The following is a 15,424-nucleotide window of genomic DNA, read 5'->3' on the forward strand; positions in this document are numbered from 1 at the left end:
CCATGCATCTTCCCGTCTACGCCCATCCCACGCTGACCGTCCTGGTCGACGACAGCGACTCCTTCCTGCGCAGCCTGTCGTTCCAGCTCGATCCCATGCTGGCCAACAAGACCTTCCACGACACCACCACCGCGCTGCAGTGGCTGCGCCACAGCGCGCAGGAAGGCGGCGTGCCGCTGCACGTCAACTTCGACATGCAGAACCTGCCGGCCGACCAGTGCAACGTGGCGCTCGACCTGGAGCGCATCTACCGCATCTGCGAGCAGCGCCAGCGCTTCGCCACGCCGTCGGTGCTGGTGGTGGATTATTCGATGCCGCAGATGAACGGGCTGGAATTCTGCGAGGCAGTCGCGCACCTGCCGTGCAAGAAGATCCTGTTCACCGGCGCGGCCGACGAGAAGATCGCGGTCAGCGCCTTCAACCGCGGCCTGATCGACCGCTACATCAAGAAGAGCGACGACCATGCGCTCGACATGCTGGAGATAGAAATCGCCGCGCTACAGCGCAGCTATTTCGACGCGCAGTCGGAGACGCTGCGCGAGCTGGTGCTGCTGCATAACTACCACTTCCTGGGCGACCCGGCGCTGGCGTCGCTGGTGATGTCGCTGAAGGCCAGCATGGGGTTCATCGAGCACTACATCTTCCCCAACCCGACCGGCATCCTGTTCCTCGACAAGCACGGCAAGGCCAGCCTGATGATGATAGAGACCGAGCAGGGACTGTATGCGCAGTACGAGATCGCGCGCGACAGCGATGCGCCGCCGTCGCTGCTGGACGCGCTGCTGGAGCGGCGCGTGCTGCCGTTCTTCACCGATCCGAACGGCGACGGCATGTACTCCAGCCGCGTCGGCGACAACTGGCACCGCTACTGCACGCCGCCGCAGGTGTGCCAGGGCCGCGAGACTTACTACTGGGCGCTGTTCGACCTGCCGCCGCACTACTTCGCCAAGCGCCCCTACAGCCATGGCCAGTTCCTGAAGGACCAGCATGAGGCGCTGCAGCGGCAGCACATCGCCGCCTAAGCCTCGCGCAGCGTCTGCAGCGGCGGCTGGCGCAGCACGTTGCGCAGTCCCAGCCAGCCGCCGGCGATGGCGCACAGCGCGCCGGCCAGCAGCCCCACCAGCCACACGGACGGGCTGAAGGCCCAGGCGAACTTGAACTGGTAAGTGGCCAGCGCCCAGCCCATGACGGCCGCGCCGCTGGCGGCCAGCAGGCCGGACAGCGCGCCCACCAGCGAGAACTCGATCAGCTGCGCCTGCGACAGCTGCCTGCGGGTCGCGCCCAGCGCCCGCAGCAGGCCCGATTCGCGGGTCCGTTCATCCTGCGATCCCATCAGCGCCGCGTACAGCACCAGCACGCCGGAGGCCAGCGTGAAGATGAACAGGAACTCGACCGCCGTCACCACCTGGTCCAGCACCGCCTGCACCTGGCGCAGGATGCCGCCGACATCGACGATGGTCAGGTTGGGGAAGTCGCGCGTCAGCGCATTCATCACCGGCGCCTGGTTGGCCGGCAGGTGGAAGGCGGTGATCCAGCTCTGCGAGACTTCCTTCATCGCCGCCGGATTGATGATGACGAAGAAGTTGACCCGCATCGAGCCCCAGTCCAGCTTGCGCAGGCTGGTGATGGTCACGTCCACCGGCGCGCCGGCGATCTCGAAGCGCAGCTTGTCGCCCAGCTTCCAGCGCAGGGTCTTGGCGATGCCCTCCTCCACCGACGCTTCCGCGAAGCCCGGCTTGTCGGCGAACCACTGGCCGTCGACGATCTTGTTCTCGGCCTGCATCCGCGCCATCGACGACAGGTTGAACTCGCGGTCGGCCAGGCCCTTGGCGCGGTCTTCGGTATAGGTCTCGGCGGTGACGGCCGCGCCGTTCACGGCGGTCAGGCGGCCGCGTATCATCGGGTACTGCGGCGCGTACAGCACGCCGGCGTCCCTCAGGCGTTGGGCGATGTCGGCCTGCTGCTCCGGCTGGATATTGATGATGAAGCGGTTGGGCGCGTCCGGCGGCGTGGCGTTGCGCCAGGCCGTCATCAGGTCGCCCCGCACCACGGTCAGCACCAGCAGCGCCATCATGCCCAGCGCCAGCGAGACGATCTGCACGATGGTGGCGCCGGGACGGCGCTGCAGCGAGGTGACGGCGAAGCGCCAGCTCTGGTGGTTGATGGCGCGGCGCAGCGACTTCAGCGACAACAGGCCCAGCCAGCCCACCAGCCCGAACACCGCGAACGCGGCCAGGAAGCCCAGCGCCGTGTACAGCGCCAGCTGAGCATCGCCCGCCTGCCACAGCAGCAGCACGGTGAAGCCGGCCATGCCCAGGCCATAGGTGGCCAGCGCGGCGACCTGGGGCGGGTCCTGCTCGCGGCGGATCACGCGGTTGTGCGGCACTTTGCGCAGCTGCAGTATCGGCGGCAGCGCGAAGGCGGCCAGCAGCAGGATGCCGATCGCCAGCCCCTGCAGCGCGGGATAGATGGTCGGCGCGGGCAGGTCGGCCGAGACCAGCGTGCCCAGCACCTCCAGCAGGACATAGTGGCCGCCGAAGCCGGCCGCCACGCCCAGCGCGCTGCCGACCAGGCCGACCAGCAGGAATTCGACCAGGTACATGACGGTGACCTGGTTCTGCGTCAGGCCCAGGCAGCGCAGCATGGCGCAGGCGTCCAGGTGGCGCTGCATGAAGCGGCGCGCGGCCATCGCCACGGCCACCGCCGCCAGCATCGCCGACAGCAGGCCGACCAGCGACAGGAAGCGGTCGGCGCGGTCCAGCGTGGCGCGCATTTCGGGACGGCCGTTCTCCAGCGACTCGACGCGCACGCCCTTGATATTCTCGTTCTTGATCTTCGCCACCAGCCACTGCTCGTAGGCCGCGGCGACGGCGGCGCCGTTCTTCAGAGCCGGCGGCGCGGCCGCCAGCAGGCGGTAGGTGACGCGCGAGCCGGGCTGGATCAGCTTGGTCGCCTCCAGGTCCTGCAGCGCGAACATCACGCGCGGCGCGAAGGCCAGGAAGTTGGCGCCGCGATCCGGCTCGGAGGCGATCAGCTGCGCCACCTTGAAGCGCTTGTCGCCCAGCGTGAGCTGGCCGCCGATCCCGGTTTTCAGGCTGCCCAGCAGGCCCGGTTCGATCCATACGGTGCCCGGGTCGGGCACGCCGCCGGCCGGCGCGCCCAGGCTTTGCTCGGCCTGCGCGGCGTCGGTGGTGACCTTGAGGCGGCCGCGCAGCGGATAGCCCGGGCCGACTGCCTTGAGCGAGGCCAGCATCGACATCGACTGCTCGCCCTCGCCGGCTTGCGCCATGCTGGGGAAGCTGGTGGTGTCGGTGGTGACCAGGCCGCGCCGCACGGCTTCCGCGCGCCAGGCCGGATTGACCGGCAGGTCGGCGCTGACCACGACATCGGCGCCCAGCAGCTGGTGCGCATCGCGATCCAGGCCGCTGCGCAGGCGGTCGACGAAGAAGCCGGTGGCGGACAAGGCGGCCACCGCCACGGTCAGCGCGATCAGCAGAAAGCGCAGCTGGCCGGCGCGCCAATCGCGCGCCGTCATTTTCAAGGCAAGTTTCAGCATGGCTTTTTAGACCGCGGCAAAGAAGGCGTCGACTTCGGCGAGGAAGGCCTGCTTCTGCGCCTCCGGCAGGAAGGCCGCGACGAAGCCGTTGCGCGCCAGCCGGTGCGCGTGCGACAGGCCGAGCGGCAGCGCCTCGAAGGTGGCGATGAAGTTATCGTTCATGTAGCCGCCGAAGTAGGCCGGATCGTCCGAGTTGACCGTCGCCACGATGCCCGCGTCCAGCAGCTGCAGCAGGTTGTGCTGCTCCATCTTGTCGAACACGCACAGCTTGATGTTGGACAGCGGGCACACCGTCAGCGCGATCCCCTCCCTGGCCAGGCGCTGCGTCAGCGCCGCGTCCTCCAGGCAGCGCACGCCGTGGTCGATGCGCTCGACCTTGAGCAGATCGAGCGCGGTTTCGATATACGCCGGCGGGCCTTCCTCGCCCGCGTGGGCCACCAGGTGGAAGCCCAGCTCCCTGCAGCGCGCGAACACGCGGGCGAATTTCTCCGGCGGGTTGCCTACCTCGGAGGAATCCAGGCCGATGCCCATGTACTTGTCGCGGTACGGCAGCGCCGCTTCCAGCGTGGCGAACGCCTCCTCTTCCGACAGGTGGCGCAGGAAGCTCAGGATCAGCGTGGCGCTGACCGGGCTGTCGCAGCAGGCGCGGTGGATGCCGTCGATCACGGTCTTGATCGGCACGCCGCGCGCCGTGTGCGTCTGCGGGTCGAAGAAGATTTCCGTGTGCCGCACATTGTCGGCCTGCGCGCGCTTCAGGTAGGCCGCCGTCATGTCGTAGAAGTCCTGCTCCTGCAGCAGCACGCTGGCGCCCGCGTAGTAGATGTCGAGGAAGGATTGCAGGTCGGTGAACGCGTAGGCCGCGCGCAACTCCTCCACCGAGCCGTAGGCCAGTTCGACGCCGTTGCGCCGGGCCAGCGCGAAGATCAGTTCCGGCTCCAGCGAGCCTTCGATGTGGATGTGCAGTTCCGCTTTCGGCATCTGCCGCAGCACGCTGCGCAATTGTTCGTTCAACATTGTTTTTTTCCTGTTGGCTGGTTGCTTGATCAAGCCATCTTATCGCATGACGCGAGAGTGCGACAGCGCGCCGCAAGTTGCGGCAAAATTTATCTGTTTGAGGTGCGATCAGCACGGCGCGCACAGGCGTGATACTGTGGCATAAATGAGCGAAAAAAATGCCATAAATTCCATTGAAAATGCACAGCGGCACACGATATTAATATTTAAAATCAAAGCGTTACGAAAGAGTATTAACGATATTACGACATATCTTTTGACTTCCTGCACCAATAGCGCAATAATCAATTTCATAGACGTAAGAAGCGTTACGACCAACACATAAAAGCCGCCAACCGGCGATAAAGCCAGCTCAAAGGCACGGGCAATCCGTGCCGCAAAATGGAAGCTGACGATAAGAAAAATAACAAAATGAAAGGGGTTATACAGACCAGGGCCAGGGCAGGCGAACTGCCGGTGACCCGTGACAAGCAGGTTTACATTAAAGGACATCCAAATGACCATTTTTGACAACTACGCCGCACGGTACGAACGGACCAAAGAAGAAGAGATGTCCATGAAGGAATATCTCGACCTTTGCAAAAAAGATCGACTCACCTACGCCAGCGCTCCCGAGCGCATGTTGGCCGCCATCGGCGAACCGACATTAGTCGACACCCGCAACGACACCCGGCTGTCACGCATTTTCGCGAACAAGGTCATCAAGATATATCCGGCATTCCGTGAGTTCTACGGTACCGAGGAAGTGATCGAGCAAGTGGTTTCCTATTTCCGCCACGCGGCGCAGGGGCTGGAGGAACGCAAGCAGATCCTGTATCTGCTGGGGCCGGTCGGCGGCGGCAAGTCGTCGATCGCGGAAAAGCTCAAATCGCTGATGGAGCACGTGCCCTTCTATTGCCTCAAGGGCTCGCCGGTCAACGAATCGCCGCTCGGCCTGTTCAACGAGGAAGAGGACGGCGTGATCCTGGAAGAGGACTACGGCATCCCGCGCCGCTACCTGCGCAACATCCCGAGCCCGTGGGCGGTCAAGCGCCTGCACGAGTTCAACGGCGACATCAACCAGTTCCGCGTGGTCAAGCGCTACCCTTCGGTGCTGAAGCAGGTGGCGATTTCCAAGACCGAGCCGGGCGACGAGAACAACCAGGATATCTCCTCGCTGGTCGGCAAGGTCGATATCCGCAAGCTGGAGGATTATTCGCAGGACGATCCGGACGCCTACAGCTACTCGGGCGGCCTGTGCCTGGCCAACCAGGGCTTGATGGAATTCGTCGAGATGTTCAAGGCCCCGATCAAGGTGCTGCATCCGCTGCTGACCGCCACCCAGGAAGGCAACTACAAGGGCACCGAAGGCTTCGGCGCGATCCCGTTCGACGGCATCATCCTGGCCCACTCGAACGAGTCGGAATGGAAGACCTTCAAGAACAACCGCAACAACGAGGCATTCCTCGACCGTATCTACATCGTCAAGGTGCCGTACTGCCTGCGCGTCACCGACGAGATCAAGATCTACGACAAGCTGGTGGCCAACTCCTCGCTGTACCAGGCCCCATGCGCGCCCGGCACGCTGAAGATGATGGCGCAGTTCGCGATCCTGTCGCGGCTCAAGGATCCCGAGAACTCCAGCATCTTCAGCAAGATGCTGGTCTACGACGGCGAGAACCTCAAGGACACCGATCCGAAGGCCAAGTCGATGCACGAATACGTCGACTACGCCGGCGTCGACGAGGGCATGAACGGGCTGTCGACGCGCTTCGCCTTCAAGATCCTGTCCAAGGTCTTCAACTTCGACAACACCGAAGTGGCGGCCAATCCGGTGCACCTGCTGTACGTGCTGGAGCAGCAGGTCGAGCGCGAGCAGTTCCCGCCGGAGACCGAGCAGAAGTACTTCTCGTATATCAAGGAGCACCTGGCGCAGAAATACGTCGAGTTCATCGGCAAGGAAATCCAGACCGCCTACCTGGAATCGTATTCCGAATACGGCCAGAACATCTTCGACCGCTACGTGACCTTCGCCGACTTCTGGATCCAGGACCAGGAATACCGCGATCCCGACACCGGCGAGAGCTTCGACCGCGAGTCGCTGAACAACGAGCTGGAGAAGATCGAGAAACCGGCCGGCATCTCGAATCCCAAGGATTTCCGCAACGAGATCGTCAACTTCGGGCTGCGGGCGCGCGCTAATAATGGCGGCAAGAATCCGGCGTGGACCAGCTATGAAAAATTCCGCACCGTGATCGAGAAGAAGATGTTCTCGAACACCGAGGAACTGTTGCCGGTGATTTCGTTCAACGCCAAGGCCAGCGCCGAAGACGCCAACAAGCACGCCGACTTCGTCGCACGCATGGTGGAGAAAGGCTATACGGCCAAGCAGGTCCGGTTGCTGTGCGAGTGGTATTTGCGGGTGAGGAAGTCGTCTTAATGCAGCGTCATTCCCGCGCAGGCGGGAATCCATGCTGAGCACGACAGGTTGCTGAGTATGGGTTCCCGCTGTCGCGGGAACGACGGAGCGCCGACCAATAGCAGCAGGAGGCATCTTTTGACTTACCTCATCGACCGACGTTTGCAGGGCAAGAACAAGTCCGCGGTCAACCGCGAGCGCTTCTTGCGGCGCTACAAGGCCCAGATCAAGGACGCGGTGGGACGTGCCATCAAGGGCCGCTCCATCACCGATATTGAAAACGGCGAAAAAGTGTCCATCCCCGTCAAGGACGTGGGCGAACCCTCTTTTGGCCACGCCCATGGCGGCGTGTGGGAAACCATCAATCCCGGCAACCAGGAATACCAGAAAGGCGACCTGATCAATCGCCCGAAAGGCGGCGGCGGCGCCGGCCGCGGCAAGGCCGGCAATAGCGACCAGCTGACCGAGGACGACTTCATCTTCGAGCTGTCGCGCGAAGAGTTCATGAACTACTTCTTCGAAGACCTGGAACTGCCGCACATGGTCAAGACCCAGCTGACCTCGACCACCGAATTCAAGAACCAGCGCGCCGGCTACAATATGTCGGGCACGCCGTCCAACATCCACGTGCTGCGCTCGCTGCGCGGCGCGCTGGGGCGGCGCATCGCGGTCGGCGGCAATTCGCGCAAGCGCGTCATCGAGGCCGAGCGCGAGCTCGAGGAGCTGCTGCTCGACGGCGCGCCGCTCGACGCGCCGCGCGTGGTCGAGCTGAAAAAGCTGATCCACCACCTGCATACGCGGCTGCTGGCCATCCCCTTCATCGATCCGTTCGACCTGCGCTATTCCAACCGCGTCAAGGTGCCCAAGCCGATGACGCAGGCGGTGATGTTCTGCGTCATGGACGTCTCCGGCTCGATGGATGAAACCCGCAAGGACACCGCCAAGCGCTTCTTCATCCTGCTGTACCTGTTCCTCAAGCGCGTGTACGACAAGATCGAGGTGGTGTTCATCCGCCACCATACGGCGGCGGCCGAGGTGGACGAGGAGGAATTCTTCCACTCGCGCGAGTCGGGCGGCACCGTGGTGTCGTCGGCCCTGCACCTGCTGGACAAGATCATCGACGAGCGCTTCGGCGCCGGCAGCTGGAACAGCTACGTGGCGCAGGCCTCCGACGGCGACAACTGGGACAACGACTCGGTGCTGTGCCGCCAGCTGCTGATCAATACCATCATGCCCAAGGTGCAGTACTACACCTATGTGGAAATCACCGACGGCCCGCCGCAAAACCTGTGGGAGCAGTATTCGCAGGTGCCGGACCACCATCCGCATTTCGCCATGCAAAAAATAGTCACGCCGGCCGATATCTATCCGGTGTTCCGCGAACTGTTCAAGAAACAGCCGAAATAAGATGAACGACATGACCGCCAAGCCACGCCATCCGCGCGCCCTGCCCGAACAGTCCGAATGGACGTTCGAACTGATCGAGCAGGCCCACCAGGAGATCCGGCGCGTCGCCGAGAACTTCGGGCTGGACACCTATCCGAACCAGCTGGAGATCATCACCGCCGAGCAGATGATGGACGCCTACACCTCTGTCGGCATGCCGGTGTCGTACAACCACTGGTCGTTCGGCAAGCATTTCCTGTCGACCGAGAAGGGCTACAAGCGCGGGCAGATGGGCCTGGCCTACGAGATCGTCATCAACTCCGATCCCTGCATCGCCTACCTGATGGAGGAGAACAGCCTGACCATGCAGGCGCTGGTGATCGCGCACGCGGCCTACGGCCACAACTCCTTCTTCAAGGGCAACTACCTGTTCCGCACCTGGACCGACGCCGAGGCCATCGTTGACTATATGGTGTTCGCCAAGAACTACATCGCCGAGTGCGAGCAGCGCCACGGCATCGACGCCGTCGAGCTGCTGCTCGATTCCTGCCACGCCATCCAAAACTACGGGGTCGACCGCTACAAGCGCCCGGCCAAGCTGTCGATGATGGAGGAGCGCGCGCGGCAGAAGGAGCGCGAAGCCTACGTGCAATCGCAGATCAACGACCTGTGGCGCACCCTGCCGCGGCGCGAGGAAGAGGAAGCGGCCAAGGCGGCGCCGCGCTTCCCGCCCGAGCCGGAGGAGAACCTGCTGTACTTCATCGAGAAATATGCACCATTGTTGGAGCCCTGGCAGCGCGAAATGGTGCGCATCGTGCGCAAGATTTCGCAATACTTCTATCCGCAGCGCCAGACCCAGGTGATGAACGAGGGCTGGGCCACCTTCTGGCATTACACCATCCTCAACCAGTTGTACGACGAGGGCGTGGTGGGCGACGGCTTCATGATGGAGTTCCTGAAGAGCCATACCAACGTGGTCTACCAGCCGCCGGTCAACAGCCCCTACTACAGCGGCATCAACCCGTACGCGCTGGGCTTCGCGATGATGACCGACATCCGCCGCATCTGCGAGCACCCGACCGACGAGGACCGCGAGTGGTTCCCCGACATCGCCGGCAGCGACTGGCGCAAGACGCTGGACTTCGCCATGCGCAACTTCAAGGACGAGAGCTTCATCGCCCAGTACCTGTCGCCCAAGCTGATACGCGAGTTCCACTTCTTCGCCGTGCTGGACGACGACAACAACGAGAAGCTGGCGATCTCGGCCATCCACGACGACCTGGGCTACCGTTACGTGCGCCAGCAACTGGCGGAACAATATAACCTCGGTAACCGTGAGCCCAACATCCAGGTGTGGTCCGTCAATACCCGGGACGACCGCGCGCTGACCTTGCGCCACACGCAGTTCCAGCGCCGTCCGCTCAACCAGCAGGCCGGCGAGGTGCTCAAGCATGTGGCCCGCTTATGGGGCTTCGACGTCCATCTGGAAACGGTGGGACCGAACGGCGAGGTCGTCAGCTCGATGGAGGTCAAGCGCGAGAAACGGGCGCGCGGATCCTGAGCGGCATATATATAAGGCTTTGGTCAGGCGCCGCGCGTTTCAGGCACGGCTCTTGCAAGGACTAAACCGGGGTCAGCGGCGGCGCTCTGACCCCGGTTTTTTTGAGAGCAGCACGATGCGGGCGCGAAGTCAATATTTTTCTTCAACTACTTGTATAGCGCGCCCCGCAATAATTTCATCAAAGAAACATTTACGGCCAAATTATCAATTGCGCGTAGTAAAATTACACGCATAAAATTCCGTTTTTGGCCTTAAGGGAAAACTAAGTAACGTCATGGTGCGTTCCCGCACAAATTTGCGCCGCAGAGTCTTGCATATTGATCCAGAACAGTGCAAAGGGAGCGCTATCATATAGGAAAACCCTATGAAATTTAACCGGTTTTAGGGATGAAAATTCTATGTAAAATCAAGAATTCGTATGTATAATTCGCCGACGTCCCGGATGCGGCTGTTGTTTTGTGTCGCCATTTTGGGGTTTAGTAGCAACAAAAAGAGTTGGTATTGGAGAAAGCAGGCATGAATTTCACGCACAACGAGAAAAGCACCGGGAAGAACTTTACAGGCATTACCATTGTCGTTTTGTTGCACGTCCTGGTCGCTTATGGGATCGTGACGGGCTTGGGAACGCGACTGGTAAGCAAGATGATCGCACCAGTGGAGACCAAGATTATCGAGGAAGTCAAACCTCCTCCGCCGAAAGAGCTCCCGCCGCCACCACCTCCGCCAGAGATGAAAGCGCCACCGCCGCCTTTCATCCCGCCAGTTGAGGTGAATGTGCAGCAACCGCCGCCGCCGAACAACACGATCGCTAACGCGACCAACGTGAAGCCTGCGACGAACGAACTGCAGAAAGCGCCACCGGCGCCGCCAGCAGCCCCACCTGGTCCGGCAAAGACCGGCGTGAGAACCGCAGCAGTGGTGGACTTTGGCACCTGCGCCAAGCCGGAATGGCCGAAGTCGTCCCTGCGTAATGAAGAAACCGGCACCGTAACGCTGTCGTTCTTGATTGCAGCCGACGGCCGCGTTGGCGAATCCAAAGTGGTGAAATCCAGTGGATTCCGCGACTTGGACAAGGCCGCAGTCGCCGGTATCAGTAAGTGCCGTTTCAAACCGGCCACCGTTGACGGTGTACCACAAGAAGGCTGGCAGCAGATGCAATACGTCTGGACGCTGGAGTAAACCCGAGGCAGCTTGACCGTCTCACTTAGTAATTTTCGTTGTCATTCAGCGATCTGATTATTTTATCAATTTGGAGGAAGCATGTTTAAGAATACCCGTTTGTCCGCTGTACTGGCCGCTGTGCTGTTTTCCGTGACCGCAGCCACCGCCCTGGTAAGCGCACCAGCTTTCGCTGACGCGCCAGCCTCGGCAGCCGCTTCGGCACCAGCAGCCGCTCCAGCAGCGGATGCGGCAGCAGCACCTGCAGCAGCAGAAGCGCCAGCAGCAGACGCACCGGCAGCACACGCCAAAGAAGAAGTGGAAAATCCATACGGCTTCAAAGCTGTCTGGGACGCAGGTTTCGTATCGCGCGGCACCCTGATCATCCTGTCGCTGATGTCGATGGGTTCGTGGTACATCATCGTCACCAAGCTGATCGACCAGGCCAAGATCTTCAAGCAGTCGAAAGAAACCTCGGCCAAGTTCTGGAAAGCATCGTCGATCGCTGCTGGTTCGGCTGCCCTGAAAGAAGGCTCGCCATTCCGCTTCATCGCTGAAACCGGCACCAAGGCCACCGTGCACCACGACGGCGCCCTGCTGGAACAAATCGACCTGTCGACCTGGGTGACCATGTCGATCCAGCGCGCTGTCGACAAAGTGCAATCGCGTCTGCAAGACGGCCTGTCGTTCCTGGCAACCGTTGGTTCGACCTCGCCGTTCATCGGTCTGTTCGGTACCGTTTGGGGTATTTACAATGCACTGATCGCCATCGGCATGTCCGGTAACGCATCGATCGACAAAGTGGCAGGCCCGGTGGGTGAAGCACTGATCATGACCGCTTTCGGTCTGTTCGTCGCGGTGCCAGCGGTGCTGGGTTACAACTGGCTGGTGCGTCGTAACAAGTCGGCCATGGAAGATGTCCGTTCGTTCTCGGCCGACGTGCACTCGGTACTGATCTCGGGCGCCATGTCCACCAGCGAAGCTGGCCGCGCAGCCGGCGCTAAAAAGATTGGATAATTAATCATGTCGATGTCCGTAGGCTCCGATAGCGGAGACGAAGATCAAGTCATGTCAGAAATCAACACGACGCCCCTGGTGGACATCATGTTGGTTCTGCTGATTATCTTCCTGATCACGAGCCCGGTTGTTCTGAAGCTGATCAAGATCCAGCTGCCGGAAGAAACCAACCAGGTTATCCAGACCAAGCCGGAAGATGTCAACATCGTTGTTAGCAAGGATGGCGACATCTACTGGAATCAGCGGAAGATGCGCGACGCGAATGAGTTGTTCGACAATCTGAAGGTGGAAGCTGTGAAGTTGCCTCAGCCGGAAGTCCATGTACGTGGCGACCAAGAAACACGCTACGAAGCAATCGGCAAGGTCATTTACACTACCCAGCGTGCTGGTATTCAGAAGGTCGGCTTCATCACCGAACCGCCTGATAAGGGTTAATCCCCGACAGTGCATTGTGCAGGCCTGCGGTTCAGGCCTGCCCTTCTTAAAAGGAAACATCCATGAGTATGAATGTCGGCTCCCCAGCTGCAAGTGGCGCGGACCCGGAACCAATGATGGAAATGAATATGACGCCCCTCATCGACGTGATGCTGGTGCTGATTATCATGATGATCATTACGATTCCTAAGGCCAACCACTCGGTCAACCTGAACATGCCGGTCGGCACCCCGCCGCCGCCAACGAAGGAACCTGTGGTCATCACGATTGACGTCGACTTCGACGGCACGGTTCTGTGGGATAACGTGGTCGTTCCCGACCGCGGCACCCTGGAAGCCAAGCTGACCGATGTCGCAGCGCAAGCTGACCAGCCGGAAGTGCATCTGCGTCCGAACAAGCTGGTGTCGTACAAAGTCGTGGCGGGCGTGATGGCTTCGGCCCAGCGTCTCGGCGTGACCAAGATTGGCCTGGTCGGCAACGAACAGTTCCAATAATCAGTTCTATGTTCAACGATAGGCAGGACCATTCCTGCCTATTTCGCATTTTGAAGAAAGAAAATTACCCATGACCAAGTTTCGTCTCGCTCATCTCGGCCTGGTAATGGCCGCTATTGGTTTTACTGCAGCAGCCCCCATCGCAGGTTTCTCGTCGGTCGCCTATGCAGCAGAAACGGTGCGCGCAGAAATCGGCAAACCATTGCAGGAAGCACAGAAACTGGCTGCGGCAGGCAAGAACAAGGAAGCACTTGCCAAACTGAAAGAAACTGACGCAGTTGGCGGCAAATCGGCCAACGAAACTTATCTGATCGAACGCACCCGCGCTTCGGCCGCGGTCGCCGCCGGCGACAACGACACCGCCGCCCGCTCCTTCGAATCCGTGATCAACTCCGGCAAGCTGTCGCCTGCCGAATCCGCCAAATTCTCGGAAGCCCTGGCCGGCATTTACTACCGCGCCAAGGATTATCCAAAAGCCGTGACCTGGTTCCAGCGCGTGCTGAAAGACAACCCGGGCAACACCTCGGCCCACGAGTACATCGTGCAAATCCTGTACACCTCCGGCAAGTACGCCGAAGCCGCCAAGGAACTGCAAAGCTCGAAAAACCTGAGCGAAAACCAGCTGGGCATGCTGGCCAACATCCAGCTCAAGCAGAACGACAAGGCCGGCTACGTGCAGACCCTGGAAAAACTGGCCGGCTCCTATCCTAAGTCGAGCTACTGGGCCGACCTGCTGAACCGCGTATCGGGCAAGCCTGGCTTCGCCTCGTCGCTGTCGCTGGACGTGCTGCGCCTGCGCCTGGTCAACGGCCTGCTGGCCAAGCCGGCCGAATACATGGAAATGAGCCAGCTGGCGCTGCAAGTGCAGAACCCGGCCGAAGCGATCAAGATCATCGACCAGGGCTACAAGAAAGGCGCACTGGGCACCGGTTCCGACGCCGCCCGCCACCAGCGCCTGAAAGACCTGGCCGCCAAGACCCAGACCGACTTCGACGCCAAGCTGGCCACCGCCGAAGCGGAAGCCACCAAGGCCAAAGACGCCGACGCGCTGGCCAACCTGGGCTACGCCCTGGTTTCCCAAGGCAAGAACGACAAGGGCCTGGCGCTGCTGGACCAGGCCGTGAAGCTGGGCACCGGCAAGAACCCCGAGGCGATCAAGCTGCACCTGGGTATCGCCCAGGCGCAGGCCGGCAAGAAAGCCGCCGCGCTGTCGACGCTGAAGTCGGTCAAAGGCACGGACGGCACCGCCGACCTGGCCCGCTACTGGACCCTGAACATCAACCGTCCACTGTAATCCAGACGGCGGGGCCGGCGGCGGTTGCCGCAGCCCCGCTTTCTGCGCGCAAGCGCTGTCCGGCCCCGGCCGGCAGCGCTTTTTTTTCGCTTTGAGCTATTCCCCGTATAATCCTCTATTTCGCGATAATTCTTACCAGATTCCCATGAAGGTATTTCGAGGTCTCCCCAATGCTGCGGCGCGTGCGCCCTGCGCGCTCACGATCGGCAACTTCGACGGTGTCCATCTCGGCCACCAGGCATTGCTGGCCCGCGTGCGCGCCGCCGCCACCGGCCTGGGGCTGGAAGCGGCCGTGATGACCTTCGAACCGCATCCGCGCGAATTCTTCGCGCACAAGGCCGGCGACCTGTCCAAGGCGCCGCCGCGCATCGCCAACCTGCGCGACAAGCTGCAATCGCTGTCCGACAACGGCATCGACCGCGTCATCGTCGAGCACTTCTCGGCCCCGTTCGCGGCGCTGACGCCGCAAGAATTCACCGAAAAGGTGCTGGTCGAGGGCCTGCACGTCAAATGGCTGATGGTCGGCGACGACTTCTGCTATGGCGCCCGCCGCGCCGGCAACGTCGCCATGCTGCTGGAGGCGGGCAGGCAGTACGGCTTCCACGTCGAGACGCTGCCGACCGTGATGAACGGCAGCACCCGGATTTCCTCCTCCGCCGTGCGCGCCGCGCTGGCCGCCGGCGATTTCCCGCATGCCGAGGCGCTGCTGGGCCATCCCTACGCCATTTCCGGCCACGTGATCCACGGCCAGAAGCTGGGCCGCACCCTGGGCTTCCCGACGCTGAACCTGCGCGTGCCGCACCGCCCGGCGCTGGCGGGCATCTTCATCGTCCAGGTGCACGGCCTGGCGGACCAGCCCTTGCCGGCCGTCGCCAGCCTGGGCGTGCGCCCGACCGTCGACGACAGCGGCCGCGTGCTGCTGGAAGTGCATGTGTTCGACTTCGCCCAGAACTGCTACGGCAGGCAGGTGCGCGTCGAGTTCCTGGCCAAGATACGCGACGAGGAAAAATACGTCGACCTGCCGACGCTGACCGCCGCCATCCACGAGGACGCCAGGATCGCCCGCGCGTACTTTGCGACCAATGCGACCGACCGAATTTGACCGCGCGAT

Annotated in this window: 13 protein-coding genes; 10 read left to right on the forward strand and 3 right to left on the reverse strand. The window is 61.8% G+C overall.

Annotated features, from left to right (window positions below):
• Positions 1 to 2 precede the first annotated feature (2 nt).
• Entirely contained in the window at positions 3 to 1,022 is a 1,020-nt protein-coding gene (locus tag ACEN9F_RS11965) for a response regulator (RefSeq protein ID WP_413420242.1), read from the forward strand.
• Here ACEN9F_RS11965 and ACEN9F_RS11970 read toward each other — a convergent pair.
• The 3 genes from ACEN9F_RS11970 to ACEN9F_RS11980 all read right to left on the reverse strand — a co-directional run bounded on the left by ACEN9F_RS11970 (position 1,019) and on the right by ACEN9F_RS11980 (position 5,062).
• On the reverse strand, positions 1,019 to 3,556 hold the full coding sequence (locus tag ACEN9F_RS11970) for an ABC transporter permease (protein ID WP_413420243.1): 2,538 nt from the start codon (positions 3,554 to 3,556) through the stop codon (positions 1,019 to 1,021). The genes ACEN9F_RS11965 and ACEN9F_RS11970 overlap by 4 nt on opposite strands.
• Positions 3,557 to 3,562: 6 nt before the next feature.
• On the reverse strand, positions 3,563 to 4,570 hold the full coding sequence (locus ACEN9F_RS11975) for an adenosine deaminase (RefSeq protein ID WP_413420244.1): 1,008 nt from the start codon (positions 4,568 to 4,570) through the stop codon (positions 3,563 to 3,565).
• Positions 4,571 to 4,678: 108 nt separating this feature from the next.
• On the reverse strand, positions 4,679 to 5,062 hold the full coding sequence (locus ACEN9F_RS11980; RefSeq protein ID WP_413420245.1) for a hypothetical protein: 384 nt from the start codon (positions 5,060 to 5,062) through the stop codon (positions 4,679 to 4,681).
• Positions 5,063 to 5,066: 4 nt separating this feature from the next.
• Here ACEN9F_RS11980 and ACEN9F_RS11985 point away from each other — a divergent pair, with 4 nt between their 5' ends.
• From ACEN9F_RS11985 to ACEN9F_RS12025, 9 genes are all read left to right on the forward strand, one after another.
• Positions 5,067 to 6,989, forward strand: coding sequence for a PrkA family serine protein kinase (locus tag ACEN9F_RS11985; RefSeq protein ID WP_020701570.1), 1,923 nt, complete (start codon positions 5,067 to 5,069; stop codon positions 6,987 to 6,989).
• Between the two features lie 117 nt (positions 6,990 to 7,106).
• The gene (locus ACEN9F_RS11990) at positions 7,107 to 8,375 is read left to right on the forward strand and encodes a YeaH/YhbH family protein (protein WP_413420246.1); all 1,269 of its coding nucleotides are present in this window, start codon (positions 7,107 to 7,109) and stop codon (positions 8,373 to 8,375) included.
• 1 nt (position 8,376) lies between these two features.
• Positions 8,377 to 9,915, forward strand: a complete 1,539-nt coding sequence (locus ACEN9F_RS11995; protein WP_413420247.1) for a SpoVR family protein — start codon at positions 8,377 to 8,379, stop codon at positions 9,913 to 9,915.
• Positions 9,916 to 10,431: 516 nt separating this feature from the next.
• The gene (locus ACEN9F_RS12000) at positions 10,432 to 11,094 is read left to right on the forward strand and encodes an energy transducer TonB (RefSeq protein ID WP_413420248.1); all 663 of its coding nucleotides are present in this window, start codon (positions 10,432 to 10,434) and stop codon (positions 11,092 to 11,094) included.
• Between the two features lie 81 nt (positions 11,095 to 11,175).
• A complete protein-coding gene (locus ACEN9F_RS12005; protein WP_413420249.1) occupies positions 11,176 to 12,090 on the forward strand; it encodes a MotA/TolQ/ExbB proton channel family protein in 915 nt (304 codons plus the stop codon).
• A 6-nt stretch (positions 12,091 to 12,096) separates the two neighbouring features.
• On the forward strand, positions 12,097 to 12,525 hold the full coding sequence (locus tag ACEN9F_RS12010) for an ExbD/TolR family protein (protein ID WP_161007509.1): 429 nt from the start codon (positions 12,097 to 12,099) through the stop codon (positions 12,523 to 12,525).
• A 62-nt stretch (positions 12,526 to 12,587) separates the two neighbouring features.
• Entirely contained in the window at positions 12,588 to 13,019 is a 432-nt protein-coding gene (locus tag ACEN9F_RS12015) for an ExbD/TolR family protein (RefSeq protein ID WP_413420250.1), read from the forward strand.
• Positions 13,020 to 13,125: 106 nt separating this feature from the next.
• On the forward strand, positions 13,126 to 14,313 hold the full coding sequence (locus ACEN9F_RS12020; RefSeq protein ID WP_413427042.1) for a tetratricopeptide repeat protein: 1,188 nt from the start codon (positions 13,126 to 13,128) through the stop codon (positions 14,311 to 14,313).
• A gap of 145 nt (positions 14,314 to 14,458) precedes the next feature.
• Entirely contained in the window at positions 14,459 to 15,415 is a 957-nt protein-coding gene (locus ACEN9F_RS12025; protein ID WP_413420251.1) for a bifunctional riboflavin kinase/FAD synthetase, read from the forward strand.
• Positions 15,416 to 15,424 lie beyond the last annotated feature (9 nt).

This window comes from Duganella sp. CT11-25 (assembly GCF_047302815.1).
Lineage (GTDB): Bacteria > Pseudomonadota > Gammaproteobacteria > Burkholderiales > Burkholderiaceae_D > Rugamonas.

Coding starts and splice junctions, on each gene's coding strand:
- ACEN9F_RS11965 (WP_413420242.1), top strand. CDS start 3: ATGCATCTTCCCGTCTACGCCCATCCCACGCTGACCGTCCTGGTCGAC.
- ACEN9F_RS11970 (WP_413420243.1), bottom strand. CDS start 3,556: ATGCTGAAACTTGCCTTGAAAATGACGGCGCGCGATTGGCGCGCCGGC.
- ACEN9F_RS11975 (WP_413420244.1), bottom strand. CDS start 4,570: ATGTTGAACGAACAATTGCGCAGCGTGCTGCGGCAGATGCCGAAAGCG.
- ACEN9F_RS11980 (WP_413420245.1), bottom strand. CDS start 5,062: ATGTCCTTTAATGTAAACCTGCTTGTCACGGGTCACCGGCAGTTCGCC.
- ACEN9F_RS11985 (WP_020701570.1), top strand. CDS start 5,067: ATGACCATTTTTGACAACTACGCCGCACGGTACGAACGGACCAAAGAA.
- ACEN9F_RS11995 (WP_413420247.1), top strand. CDS start 8,377: ATGAACGACATGACCGCCAAGCCACGCCATCCGCGCGCCCTGCCCGAA.
- ACEN9F_RS12000 (WP_413420248.1), top strand. CDS start 10,432: ATGAATTTCACGCACAACGAGAAAAGCACCGGGAAGAACTTTACAGGC.
- ACEN9F_RS12005 (WP_413420249.1), top strand. CDS start 11,176: ATGTTTAAGAATACCCGTTTGTCCGCTGTACTGGCCGCTGTGCTGTTT.
- ACEN9F_RS12010 (WP_161007509.1), top strand. CDS start 12,097: ATGTCGATGTCCGTAGGCTCCGATAGCGGAGACGAAGATCAAGTCATG.
- ACEN9F_RS12015 (WP_413420250.1), top strand. CDS start 12,588: ATGAGTATGAATGTCGGCTCCCCAGCTGCAAGTGGCGCGGACCCGGAA.
- ACEN9F_RS12020 (WP_413427042.1), top strand. CDS start 13,126: ATGGCCGCTATTGGTTTTACTGCAGCAGCCCCCATCGCAGGTTTCTCG.
- ACEN9F_RS12025 (WP_413420251.1), top strand. CDS start 14,459: ATGAAGGTATTTCGAGGTCTCCCCAATGCTGCGGCGCGTGCGCCCTGC.